At 43.0% G+C, this 13717-nt stretch carries 9 protein-coding genes and 1 other annotated feature; all 9 genes read right to left on the bottom strand.

Annotated elements, in window-relative coordinates:
• Positions 1-26: 26 nt before the first annotated feature.
• The 9 genes from thrS to DESACI_RS00690 all read right to left on the bottom strand — a co-directional run bounded on the left by thrS (position 27) and on the right by DESACI_RS00690 (position 13584).
• Positions 27-1955: a threonine--tRNA ligase gene (gene thrS / locus DESACI_RS00730; protein WP_014825247.1), complete on the bottom strand. Its 1929-nt coding sequence runs from the start codon at positions 1953-1955 to the stop codon at positions 27-29.
• A gap of 249 nt (positions 1956-2204) precedes the next feature.
• Positions 2205-2420, bottom strand: a binding site (T-box leader).
• A gap of 84 nt (positions 2421-2504) precedes the next feature.
• Positions 2505-3380 (bottom strand): putative sporulation protein YtxC, encoded by an 876-nt coding sequence (ytxC, locus tag DESACI_RS00725; protein WP_242833109.1) that lies wholly within the window; start codon positions 3378-3380, stop codon positions 2505-2507.
• Positions 3381-3618: 238 nt separating this feature from the next.
• Positions 3619-4362, bottom strand: a complete 744-nt coding sequence (locus tag DESACI_RS00720; RefSeq protein ID WP_014825245.1) for an MgtC/SapB family protein — start codon at positions 4360-4362, stop codon at positions 3619-3621.
• A 628-nt stretch (positions 4363-4990) separates the two neighbouring features.
• Complete coding sequence (gene speE, locus DESACI_RS00715) at positions 4991-5845, bottom strand: polyamine aminopropyltransferase (RefSeq protein ID WP_014825244.1); 855 nt, start codon at positions 5843-5845, stop codon at positions 4991-4993.
• A gap of 1 nt (position 5846) precedes the next feature.
• Positions 5847-7301: an aminotransferase class I/II-fold pyridoxal phosphate-dependent enzyme gene (locus DESACI_RS00710; RefSeq protein WP_014825243.1), complete on the bottom strand. Its 1455-nt coding sequence runs from the start codon at positions 7299-7301 to the stop codon at positions 5847-5849.
• Positions 7302-7596: 295 nt separating this feature from the next.
• Positions 7597-8916, bottom strand: a complete 1320-nt coding sequence (locus tag DESACI_RS00705) for an MFS transporter (protein ID WP_014825241.1) — start codon at positions 8914-8916, stop codon at positions 7597-7599.
• A 460-nt stretch (positions 8917-9376) separates the two neighbouring features.
• Positions 9377-10789: an MFS transporter gene (locus DESACI_RS00700; RefSeq protein WP_014825240.1), complete on the bottom strand. Its 1413-nt coding sequence runs from the start codon at positions 10787-10789 to the stop codon at positions 9377-9379.
• A gap of 10 nt (positions 10790-10799) precedes the next feature.
• The gene (locus DESACI_RS00695; protein ID WP_014825239.1) at positions 10800-12167 is read right to left on the bottom strand and encodes a sigma-54-dependent transcriptional regulator; all 1368 of its coding nucleotides are present in this window, start codon (positions 12165-12167) and stop codon (positions 10800-10802) included.
• A complete protein-coding gene (locus DESACI_RS00690) occupies positions 12160-13584 on the bottom strand; it encodes an ATP-binding protein (protein ID WP_014825238.1) in 1425 nt (474 codons plus the stop codon). The genes DESACI_RS00695 and DESACI_RS00690 overlap by 8 nt, the downstream gene beginning before the upstream one ends.
• Positions 13585-13717 lie beyond the last annotated feature (133 nt).

Here is a 13717-nt window from a genome sequence, read left to right as displayed (position 1 = left end):
TAAATATTTGCCGTTTGCTGTTTTCTTTATTGTGCGAGGGCTGTTAACAGTCTCTTGCTTTTAATATCATCTTGGATAAGGCTAATGAAGTCAGCTGCCGTCATTTTTTCTCCGGCATCACCTTGACCATAACGGCGTACAGCAACTGTATCAGTTTCCGCTTCTTGATCCCCGACGACTAACGTATAGGGAATCTTTTCAGTTTGTGCTTCGCGGATTTTGTAGCCAACTTTTTCTTTACGGTCATCCGTTTCAACTCGTATATCCAATTCATTGAAACGAGCTGCTAAGGCTTTGGCATACTCCTGGTGACGCTCACTGATCGGCAGAATACGAACTTGAACGGGGGCTAACCATGTCGGAAAAGCTCCTGCATAGTGTTCTGTCAAAAGGGCAATAAACCGTTCAATACTTCCATAAATAACTCGATGAATCATCACCGGACGGTGCTTTTGTCCGTCTTCTCCAATATAGGTTAAATCAAATTTCTCCGGCATTTGGAAGTCGAGTTGTATCGTTCCGCATTGCCAAGTTCGATCTAAGCAATCTTTAACATGAAAATCAATCTTCGGTCCGTAAAAAGCTCCATCGCCTTCATTGATCTTATAATCCAAGCCTCTTTCTTCGAGGGCCGCCTGAAGTGCCCGAGTTGCGGTTTCCCAATCCTCATCTGAACCCATAGAATCTTCCGGCCTGGTGGATAGTTCCACGTGATATTCAAAGCCAAACACTTTGTAGAAAGTGTCCACCAGTTCTATAACTCCAAGGAGTTCACTCTTAATTTGGGAGGGAAGCATAAAGATGTGGGCATCATCTTGAGTGAAGTTCCGAACCCGCAGCAATCCATGAAGAGCACCTGACAACTCATGGCGATGGACGAGACCCAGCTCCCCAACTCGTAAGGGCAAGTCCCGGTAGCTGCGCAATTTAGTACGGTACATGATCATGCCGCCTGGACAGTTCATGGGCTTAACGGCAAAATCTTGGTCATCAATCTTCGTGAAATACATATTTTCTTTGTAGTGATCCCAGTGACCGGATTGCTCCCAAAGAGAGCGATTTAAAATTATCGGGGTCTTAATTTCTTGATAGCCCCGCTTACGATGCTCTTGTCTCCAGAAATCCTCAAGAGCATTGCGCAAAACCATTCCTTTAGGATGGAAGAAGGGGAATCCAGGGCCTTCGTCATGAAGGCTAAAGAGATCTAGTTCCAAGCCAAGCTTGCGATGGTCACGTCGCTTTGCCTCTTCTAATTTAAATAGATAGTCTTCGAGATCAGCCGCTTTTGCAAAGACTGTACCGTAAATCCGCTGCAACATCTTATTTTTCTCATTGCCGCGCCAGTAAGCGCCTGCCAAGCTCATTAATTTAAATGCTTTAATAATTGAGGTGGAAGGAATATGCGGTCCTGCACAAAGATCTGTGAAATTCCCCTGAGTATACATTGAGATCGTTGCATCCTCGGGGAGACCTTCAATTAGCTCAACTTTATAATTTTCTCCGAGTTTGCCAAAGTAATCCAAAGCCTCAGATCGCGCAACTTCCTTGCGCTGATAAGTGTAGTTTTCTTTGGCGAGCCTAACCATTTCCTTCTCAATTTTCTCTAAGTCCTCAGGTGTAAATACATGTTCAGAATCGAAGTCATAATAGAAACCCTTCGCAATGGCCGGTCCTATTCCCAACTTTGTCCCAGGGAACAAATTCTCTACCGCTTGCGCCATCAGGTGAGAAGTAGAGTGGCGAAGGACTTCCAGCCCTTCTTCACTGTCCAGCGTCACAATCTCTACGGACGCATTCTCCATTAACGGATAGGAAAGGTCTTTAAGATTGTCATTTACTTTTCCTGCGACAGCAGCTTTGGCCAAACCGCGTGAAATTGAGGCCGCCAATTCTGCCAGAGTCGTTCCCTTCTCAACCTCACGAATTGAACCATCTTTCAAAGTCACCTTAATCATTACGATCACTCCTAAAGTTTGTTGTTTCTGACAGTACATAAAGAAAACTTGGCTGGCAGCAAGCCGCAGGCGCAGGTGGTCTCTTCCCGCCATCCATGGCTTCAGAGACACTTGGCCATCCGTGGCCGGTGGCTGCCTAGTTGCACTTATGTCAGAGGACGAAGACACTGTCTTCGCACGTATTAACTCTTCTTGCAGTATACAACCAAAGGTTATACTTTCGGATAGTATAAAAAACCCTCGTCCCAAACAAGGGACGAGAGTTTACTCCCGTGGTTCCACCCAATTGAAAGGAATTTATCCTTCCGCTCGATCACCCTTAACGCGGGAAACGGCAGAGCTTACTTCTTTCAGCCTTGCACTCCAGGGTGGTCTTCACCTGAACCTTTGCGGGAAATGCTTGCAGCCACGGCATTTCTTCTCTAGCACCTAAGATCAGGGTACTTTCCCTTTCAACGATTTACGAATATAGCTTTAGAAATCAAATTTTCCGATACCAATACTATACCCAAAATAATAGTTTCATTATACAAAAAGCTTACTCGTTTGTCAAAAATCCTCACAAATTGAACAACCGCTGCAATCGCGGACTCTTTCTCCAAAAACACTTCGGATAGTCTGCAATGTATCTCTATATCTGTTGTTACGAATGTGCAAAGTAATCTGCCTTGGCGCGACTGCGATAAGAGCGCTGACAAGAAGGTCTTCGTAGCCTAAGTCATTTAAATTATCCAATTGATAATCTTCAAGATAGTCAAGGGTTATATCCTCCCCTTCGTTGTTAAAAAGATGAAACTCGCCTTTTGAGTTCATTCCCACATGCAGTTTCTCTAATTGGGGAGTTTGGGTATCAACAAAATGCTTTAAAAGCTGAATAAATTCCAGATATTCCTTTTCTATGATATATTCTTCAATGGCAAACTCTACCGCTTTAGTGACATCACGTTTGTACTCCTGTGCCCGGAAACTCAAAAAACCTTCAAGATCAAAAATTGGAGATTGATTCAAGCAGCTTAAGATCTGGGTTACTAACTTCGTTTTGCGGTTTACTCGATAGCCGCGGTCTTGGCCCAATCCCTTGTTCAAATATTCCAAAGCCTTGCTAAGAATTTCCCGATCTTTAGCCTCGACTAAATTATTCTTCTTTATGATTCCTTGTACTTGTTCCTTCTCCCAATAAAGCAAGATTGTTTCTGCCAGAGCATTGGCAAGATAGTATTGTTGGATTTTCTGGACCATTTCTTCATTATCAGTCTCTTCAAGAGACGTATTAAGAAACTTACATTGGATTAGCCAACGCCTTCCTTGTTTCCTTTCAATGATCTCTACCGGAAGCTGTTCACGTTTACCTAATTCACGTAAGCATTCACATATATTGTCATGGTATTTTTGTGTACCTAACCGTACGGAATGTTCCACTGGCATCCCCCCATACTAGAGTATATGACTTTGTTGAAGCCATATTTCGAATGGCCAATCTCTTGGACCCTTTCAAACAATAAATTTTTGAAAGATACCCTAGACATTCCATACTATTGCCAATATATAACTCCTTTATTCTTTCCCCCGGCGTTTGGTCTTCTCGAAACGTACTAAAAAGCTCTCCAATTTTAAAACTGGAAAGCTTTTGTATTCATAGGAACTCTTTAATTAGTTTCTGTTATTATAGAGATAAACTATTATTATTATTCTCTGATAACTTCTTTTTACGTGAAAAAACGGACAGAATCGAATCACTTTGGTTATTCAGCGCTCGTTCTGCAGAATAAACACCGTCAATTTCGTTTATGTCCTCGATTAAACGATTCATGTCCAGATTTCGAAAGGGAGTCCTTAATTTATACAGGATAATTGTTTTGTTTTGCTCTTCTTGTTGCAACGTCATGGAGATATTCTGCGGAACTATATTATGAGATTCGATAACTCTATTTATCTCTTTTACCCGGCAGGTTCCGTTGACGGCAACTACTTTAAGGGATTGACTATTTCTAAAAAAGTAGTTTTCAACAATCCGTTCCAGTGTAATAAAAACTAAAAAAGTAGTTAAAGTTGAGGAAAAATAGAATCCCGCACCAGTTGCCAATCCAATAGCGGATACAACCCATAAGGATGCAGCAGTAGTTAAACCCCTGATTGATGTCTTATCCCTCAATATTGTACCTGCTCCTAAAAAGCCGATCCCTGAAACTACTTGTGCAGCTAAACGAGCAGGATCTTTATTAATGGAGGTAAAATTACTAAAGCCATACATTGATATAATCATAATCAAGGCAGAACCCATGCACACCAAGATATGTGTTCTAAATCCTGCCGGACTATCATTTCGTTCTCGTTCGAGGCCTACAATTCCTCCAAAGATACATGCCAGCAATAATCTTAGGGCAATTTCATAATCAGTAATATGCACCGTTTTTCACATCCCTTGAGTCTTCATGCCGTAAGCGGCATGGAGTGGACTTTTTATACATAAGTGAACTGATTAACTTTATCCTAATATTCGAGATGCAGTGTATAATTCCTTTAATTTTATTAAATATCTCAATCTTTTGATTAATATATGCAATGCTTCTAATAATATTTCCTTACTATCTCAGCCATTCCATGGGCGACTCCCTCCTATCTTAAAGCTAGGTTAATTGCAAAATTTCTTACATCGGCTAGTTTATCTAATCGTGAGACTCCCACTTCTTGTGGGAGTGGTCCCCGTCTCTGCTTCGGTGAGGGGAGAGTCCCCCACCGAAGCCCCGATGTTCAGCTTTAGCTGAACGAGTTCACTTATTTGGGGATTATACTATTATTTTTTTACGAACTTAGGGGTAAGACCATGGTACGATTTTTGGGCTGTTTCGATTATTATTTTCTTATATCACTTCTATAAGATGGGGATTAACTGTTCTTTTTGAGTTCCGGGAAAAGAATAGTAAGCCTCTTCCATAAGCATTAATTTTAAAAATCTTAATTAGAAAAAAATCAGGCTGCAGCAAAAAATTTGTTGCAGCCTAATTATCCGTAATATTGAAAATTTATCATAAAGTTTATTCTTCTTTATTTCCTAAAAGCTCCTTTACATAGGTTGGCAGAGCAAAACATCCTTTATGAATATCCGTGTTATAATACCTTGTTTTTAATCCCAGACTATTCCAAGCCTGCTCATTTAAATCGTTCACCGGATCATAAGTTTTGGAGGCAAATCCAAACAGCCAGTGTCCTGACGGATACGTTGGAATATGCGCTTGATAGACTCTGCAAACCGGGAAGAATTCCTTGATGCGCTTATGAGCCCTTTGCATTGACTGAGCATATTCATGATAATATGGGCTTTCGTGCTGATTGACAAGAATACCGTCCTCTTTAAGTGCTTTAAAGCAATTCCCGTAAAACTCTTTAGTAAATAGCCCTTCCCCTGGTCCAAAGGGATCCGTGGAATCGACAATAATCAGATCATAGGCATTTTCTTTGGATCGAACAAATTTCAACCCATCCTCAAAAAACAAATGCACGCGCGGATCGTCCAATTTACAGGCAGTTTGGGGTAAATATTCACGGCAGACATCGACTACCAACTTATCAATTTCCACCATGTCTATACGTTCTATTGAATTATAGCGCGTAAGTTCTCTTACCGTTCCGCCATCACCGGCACCAATAACCAAAACATTTTTGATTGCCGGATTGGTTGCCATCGGTACATGAACAATCATATCATGATAGATAAATTCGTCTTTTTCTGTGACCATCATTAAACCGTCCAGAGTAAAAATAGTCCCAAATTCTTTGGACTTGAAGATGTCAATTCTTTGGAATTCACTTTGCCCTGTATAGAGAGGTTTATCTACCTTAATAGAAAAACGGACATTTTCCGTATGCTGTTCTGTATACCACAATTCCATATTACAATCCCTCCAATACTTTAATGCTCTTAACCGACATATCCTCCGTCCCTGTCAAGAAACAACCCTTGGCCTTTGCGTAGGAGATATAATCAATAATTTCATCGGTTATCCGTTCGCCTGGAGCTAATATTGGAATACCTGGCGGGTAAGACATAACAAATTCTGCGCAAATATGCCCATTGCATTTTTCAAGTTCAACGGACCGCTGCGGGGAGTAAAAGGCTTGCTGAGGCGTCATTACAACATCTGGATTAATATATTCATGATCAAGCATCCCCGATTTGTCCTTGGTATAGAGTCTCTTAATCTCCGATAAAGAGGATACAAGGCGTTCTAGAGCCAGCTCTCGATCCCCTACGGAAATAATGGCCAAAATATTGCCGATATCACCCAATTCGATCTGTATCCCATAATCATCACGCAAAATATCATAAACTTCAATTCCCGCCAGACCTATTTCACGGGTATAAACCGAAAGCTTAGTATGATCAAAATCAAACACAGAATCGCCATTAATCAGTTCTTTTGAAAAGGCATAATAACCACCAATTTTATTGATCTCATCCCGTGCATAATTCGCAAGAGATGAGACTTTATTGAAGATATTTTTGCCGTCTAAAGCCAAGTTACGTCTAGAGATGTCCAGTGAAGATAAGAGCAAATAGGAACCACTGGTTGTTTGTGTTAGATTAATCGTCTGACGCACATGCCCCGTACTAAGGCGATCGCTCTTCAACAAAAAAGAGCTCTGGGTCAAGGATCCACCCGTTTTATGCATGCTGACCGCTGACATATCCGCTCCGGCTGCCATCGCATTCATAGGCAAGTCAGAACCAAAGTAAAAATGTGTTCCGTGCGCTTCATCCACGAGAACGTACATGTTATGAGAGTGAGCGAGCTCAGTGATGGTTTTTAAATCGGAACATATTCCATAATACGTTGGATTATTAATAAATATAGCTTTAGCATCGGGATTTTCTGCGATAGCCTTTTCTACATCATTTACCGACATTCCCAAGGGTATTCCCAATTGTCTATTAACACCCGGATTAACATAAACAGGAACTGCACCGCTGATAATTAGGGCATTGATAGCACTGCGATGAACATTTCGGGGCATAATAATTTTATCGCCGTACTTACAAACGCTCATAATCATCGCTTGAACAGCAGCCGTAGTACCATTTACCATGAAAAAAGCATGGTCGGCACCAAACGCATCTGCAGCTAATTCCTCTGCTTCTTTTATCACGGAAACAGGATGAACAAGATTATCAAGCGGCTTCATGGAGTTGACATCAACCGAAAGACACTGTTGGCCTAAAAATTTTACCAGCTCCGGATTCCCTCTGCCTTGTTTATGACCAGGCACATCAAACGGTACCACGCGCATGGACTGATAGTTTTGCAGTGCTTCATAAATGGGTGCCTTGCCCTGCCAAAGTGAATGCATGTAAAGCACCACCTTTCTTATCGTAATTCAAATAGCCGCCTCGCTGAGTAACAGTTCTTCCTCCAAGAGCTTTCAGCAGCACTATCCGACCTGCTTTTAAGGTTCATAGTTATTCATAACTTATTATAAAAATACCCTCTTAAAAACAACATTATTAGTATATTAGACATAAGCAAAAATATCAATGAGAAAGGACCTCAAACGAGGGATCCAAAGTAGAACGCAATAAAAAGAGAGCTCATTCACCAGAACGAGCTCACATGTATTAACAATCCAGAAAAAATATGGTGATATCTTAGGAAGCTAATTTCGTACTTTGAGTTGTCTGAATCCTACTGTTCTCGCGGTCTGGATTATGGAAAAGTATTACTCCAATAACTGAGCTTATATTGAGAACGATTACGAGAATAAAAGCACCTTGGAAGGAGCCGCTGATCTGGATAATGAAGCCGGTCAAGGTCGAAGCGATCAAACCGGCGACAGCGAAGAACAAATCCGTAATTCCCATAGCAGTCCCGGAACGTTCTTTAATAATATCGATATTAACGGCGTAGAAAATACTGTTTGGAGCCATATTGAAGCCTACACACAGTGAAATCGAAAGTAAGGCAACACCTACAGAATGATAGTAAAGAATTGGTAAGAGGAAAATCGCGCCTAACAACTGAGTAATCCAAAGCGGATGGGAACGGGCCAGGCGATATTTCCCAGTGGACTTCAGAATGCGGTTGGAGATAATGCCCACGAGATATAACATAAGTGCCGCAGTTATCCAGGGCAGGAACGTGAAACTGCCAACCTGGCTGAGGTTCATGTGATAGGTTTTGTTTAAGAATGTCGGCAGCCAGCCCATAAAGAAGAAGAGATTGTAGCCGAATACAAAGAACGCCCAATCGTTGGAAAGCAGGGTTGGGTTCGTTAATAAAAATTTCCACATTCCAGGCTTGGAAGCATGACTTTGGCGACGAATTTCTTGTTCAGAACTACGGGAAATCTTGTCAGTTTCTTTGATGTATTTCAATTCGGCATCATTAACTTTTCCCGAGGTTTCCGGGAAATCGCGGAAGCAGAAATACCAGATCGGAGCCCAGATTATTCCTAAAGCTCCTAGAATAATGAACATGCCTCGCCATGTAAACAAATTTGCCAGATAAGCAACAATAAGACCGCCGAATGCCAAGGCAATCGGTACACCCACCAAGGCGTTGCCCAGAGCCAGCGCCCTTTCTTTGCCCGGCAGCCAGTCACCGACAACACGATTTAGAGCCGGGAAGTTTGGACCCTCAGCTAAACCAAGAATTAAACGAACGGTATATAACATCGCAAAGCCGGTAGCTGCGGCTGTAGACAGAATACTCAGCGACCAAACCAAAGCTGTTATCAACCAAATCTTGCGGGAACCCCATTTATCTACCATAAGTCCGCCTATGAAAACCATAACTGCATAACCTACGTTAAAGGCACCAAGAGTTAAACCAATATCCTCCGGAGTCATATGAAACTGTTTGCTGAGTAACGGCATGGCAAAAGCAATCGCCGAACGATCAATATAATTTACAATAGTAATAAGAAAGACCATGAAAATGATAAACCAACGATAATTTGTCTTCAACATACTCATCTCCTTTACTTTCTGTCAGTGTAAAACTGTGTCGAGCTATGAGAGCGGTGATGATTAAATCTATCCTCCTCCCTATTTTTGCTATTTTGCGGAAAATTCTTAATTATATGTTAATAGCAATTATCATGCCAAGACTTCAAAATAAATTTTTTTATAACTTATAGCCTTAAATGCGCGGTAGAATAAGAACTTATAGTCTAATATCAATCGAGTTAGTCGGAGTGTTTGCGGTTCTTACGTTAAATTAACAGAAGAATGTGCATACTTTTTAGGCATTAGATGCTTAAAAAATATGCACATTCTTCTGTAATTTCAGAAATCAATACGCAGCAACCATATTACTGAATTATTTATGTTTTTTGAATAAAGAATAGGACTCTCTACCGGCTAAACAAACGCTGTCCGGAAAAGAATCCCATTTAATGAATATGTATGATGAGGCTAAAGTGCCGGCTCAATCAGGCAAAGGTTTACCTTTAGTTTCCTTAGCCCACAAGAGGGTAATAATCCCAACAATGTAAATCGAAGAAACTGCGGTAACCGCTTTAGCATAGGAGCCAAAATTATTTACCAGGAAACCTGTCAATAACGGACCGGTAGCGGCTAAAATCCTCCCAAAATTAAAGCAAAACCCCTGCCCGGTTGCCCGCAGTCTTGTCGGGTAAAGCTCGGCCAGATAAATCGGGAACCCCGAGAAGATCCCGTTATTGAAGAACCCTAATACCGGCAGAAGCAACATCAGCGTGGTGAAATTTGTCACGTTGTAAAAAATGTACGGGGCCAAAAGGAGACTGCCCAGGAAAAAAATCAGAAACGCTTTCTTGCGCCCGAGACGTTCAGCAATAGGGCCAAAGAACACATAGCCGAGAATCGCTCCTGTATTTAGTGCCATAATAGCATAACTCTTATAGTCCGAAATAACTGCTCCCGGCAGATGATGGACATGCAATAATTCCTCGACAAAGGTTGGAGTCCAGTTCGTTACAGCCCACAGTCCAAAGGTGGCGGAAAAGGACAAGAGCGTCCCTACAATCGTATCGCGCCGAAGATCCGGCCAAAAAATCTGCTTAAGGGTAAGTACCGTCAGATTTTTGCTGACGGCTGCCGGATTTCCCGATTTTTTCATATTCTCTCGTCTTTTCTTGACCTCTAGCCACTTCTCAGGTTCCTGGACCTTTTCCCGGATAAAGGCTGCAAAGATCGCCGGGAAAATACCGATAATCAAAACGGCCCTCCAGGGAGTAAATTGGTGAGCACTCGCCAGTGGGACAATAAATAAATTGACCAGGGCCGCGAGGAAAAAGCCCACACCCCAGGCGCTTTGCATCAGACTAAGCACTTTTGTCCGATATTTATCCGAAAAGGATTCAGCGACTAAAGCGGAGCCCGCAGACCACTCGCCGCCGATGCCCAGCGCCGTCAGGAAGCGAAAAACGGCTAGCTGTTCCCAGCTTTGAGATAAGGCTGCCACGCCCGTGAAGACTGCATAAAAGAGAATGGAGATAGCCAGAGTCCTGCTGCGTCCAAAGTAGTCTGCCAGCGTACCGAATAGAGTCCCCCCAATTGCCCATCCCACTAAAAAAATCGCTAAAATAATTCCTCCGTGTGAGGCTATATCCGCTTTATTGGCTGTAGTTCCCAAAAGGTCTTTTAAGGATGAGGGCAGGACCATGGCGTAAATGGTGGAGTCCATAGAGTCAAAAACCCAGCCAATAAATGCAGCCAGAAGAACCAGCCATTGCTGGCGGGTAATATTTCCGGACAGTAAAAATCCGAATTTCCGGCCGGGCAATTTTCTCTCAGTCACTTCTCGTTCAGTTATTTTCCGCTCAGGTAATGGGTTAAAGCAGAAATTATTCTTATTCATCGCTATCTCTCTATTCTATGCCATATTCTTCAATCTTGTATTGTAAAGCCCGTCTGCTGATACCTAATACCTTGGAAGTCTGCAGTTTATTTCCCCCAGTCTTTTGCAAGGCAGCGGCAATGGCGCCTTTTTCAAGAGATTTTACCATGGCCCGCAGTGTCTCCGGCTTTCCCTCCTTATCGGAAAACTGAGATTTTGTGGCCGTGGCTATTTCCAGGGGAAGGTCCTCAGCTAAGATAACTTGTCCATTCCCCATGACAATCGCATACTCAATGATATTTTCCAGTTCCCGTACATTCCCTGGCCAATCATAATTCTGTAATACCTCAATTACCTCCTGAGAGATCCTTTTGGGCTGTTTGCCAAGCTTAGCGCAGAATTTATCTCGGAAATAAGCGGCGAGCAAAGGGATATCTTCTTTCCTTTCACGCAAGGGGGGTATGAAAATCGAGACGACATTTAAACGATAGAACAGATCGGCCCGAAAGGTTTTTTCCTTAATGCTTTCGCGCAAGTTTCTGTTGCTGGCCGCAACCACCCGGACATCCACCGCTATTTTTTCGTTGCCGCCAATCCTTTCAAATTCTCTTTCCTGCAGAGCCCGCAGGAGCTTAACTTGCAGCATCGGGCTCATTTCTCCAATTTCATCGAGGAAGATAGTGCCGCCGTCGGCAAATTCAAATTTCCCGATTTTCCGGCTGTGAGCACCTGTGAACGCTCCTTTTTCATGCCCGAAAAACTCACTTTCCAGAATTCCCTCCGGAATCGCGCCGCAATTAACCGTCACAAACGGTTTGTTTTTGCGATTACTGTATTGATGCAGGGTACGGGCCACCAACTCTTTGCCTGTCCCGCTTTCTCCCTGGATTAAAACCGATGAATTACTCACGCTTACCCTTCCAATCGTCTTAAACACTTCCTGCATGAGAGGACTGGACCCGACAAAGGCATCTATCTGCAAACCGCTTGCTTGTTTAGGGGTATCACTCTGGACATCGTTCTCCAGTCGGGAGGAAAAAGCTTTTTCGACCGCGGTTTTTACTTCCGAAATATCAAAGGGTTTTGTCAGGTAATCAAAAGCGCCCAGACGCATAGCCTCAAGCGTTGTTTCTACCGTACTAAAGGCTGTCATCATAATAATGGGCAGTCCGGGATAGTTGATGCGCAGTGTCTTGAACGCTTCCATTCCGTCTAATTTAGGCATCCGGATGTCCATGATCAGGAGGTCAAAACTGCAGTTTCTAACTTTGTCCAAAACTTCTTCGCCGTTGCTTGCAGTGGTAACCGTGTAATTCATTTTGCTCAAGACCCGGCTGGTCAAATTGCGTACACTTTCTTCATCGTCAGCAACCAGGATTGAGCCTTTGGACTCAGACACTTATAACACCCCCTTGTCGAATCGGTAAAATAAGTTTGAATTCTGCCCCTGAGTTTGGCCGGCTGCAGACTTCAATTTTTCCGCCGTGGAGTTCAATCAATTGATGGGCGATTGCCAAGCCTAACCCCGTACCCTTCTCTTTGGTGGTAAAGAAGGGGTCAAACAGCTTATCGATAATAGCCTGAGAAATTCCCATGCCGGAGTCAATAATCCGGATAGCGACCTGCTCCCCTTCCCGCCGGGTGACAATTCTGATCGTTCCTTGATCCTGAATGGATTGACCGGCGTTGATGAACATATTCAGCAAAATCTGTTTAATTTGATCCTTATCAACTTCCGCCAGGACATTCTCGCCATAGTCCTTCTGCAATTCAATCCGGTCCTTAAAGGCCGACTTTTCGATTAAAACCAAGGTTTCTTCGATAATCTGATTGAGATTATCGAGTTCAAACTTACTGACCGAAGGTCTGGCAAAATCTAAAAGTCCCTGGACAATTCGGTCAAGACGGTTTACCTCTTTCACAATCACGGCGGTGTATTCACGCCTCGGGTCATCAATATCCAACTCATCCTCTAAAACCTGTGAGTATCCTTTGACTGCCGTGAACGGATTGCGGATTTCGTGAGCAATACCTGCCGCTAATTCCCCCAAACCCGCAAGTCGGTTAGCGCGCAGGACCTTGGCCTCCAGCAGGCGCTTCTCACGTAAATCGAAAATCATAGCTAAAGCGCCAACGATCTCCTCATCATCATGCAGTCTTGAGATTGAGATAGCCACGGCTATGGAATTCCCATCAGGCCGAGAAAAGATTTCTTCCTTAGTCATGTCTGAAGACTGCCTGGTTAAGGCATCTTCTAAATGGCGGATTAAAGCGGGAGGCAGTCCAATCTCCTGATAATTTGTACCTAAGGCTTTTCCCGGCGGAATCCCCGTCAGGATTGAGGCCGCAGGATTAAAGAGTATAATCTTACCTATTTTATCAACCGTAATGATACCATTCGGACTGCTCTCGAGTAAAGCATCTCTGTGGCTGCGTGTCTCTCTTAAGTTGGCAGCCAATTGATTAATGGAAGCGGCTATTTCTCCCATTATCCCCCGCTGAACATCAATAGCTGTATTGGCGTCATGACTTAAATTATCCAGACCTTGCTTGATTTTATTGACTGATCTGGACAGTTCACTCGTGAAAATTCCTGCGCCGGTTAAACTGACAACCGTACCGATGATGACAATATAGACAATATTTTCCCGCAAGCGGGCTATCTCCACTTGCTCCCTGCTAAGAGGATGTCCTAATTCAAGGGCTTGGCTTTGTAAAGCCTTATCCGCGGCTTCCATGGTGATTAAACTGGTTATAACAATGGGGGTCACAACGAGTAAGAAAATGGACAATATCAGATTTGCGCGGAACTTCATCTGGTAAGCCTCCATCTCTAGTCAGTACCTTATTATTCGTCTGTTTACCAAAATTCCCTTTAAAGAAGTATTAATAAAATGAACTTTCAATAAATTCCAAGAACAGCCCGCCCCTTGGACGGGTGCTCTTGGA

The sequence above is a fragment of the Desulfosporosinus acidiphilus SJ4 genome (assembly GCF_000255115.2).
GTDB classification, from domain to species: Bacteria; Bacillota; Desulfitobacteriia; order Desulfitobacteriales; family Desulfitobacteriaceae; genus Desulfosporosinus; species Desulfosporosinus acidiphilus.
This window is presented reverse-complemented; position numbering and strand designations above follow the sequence as displayed.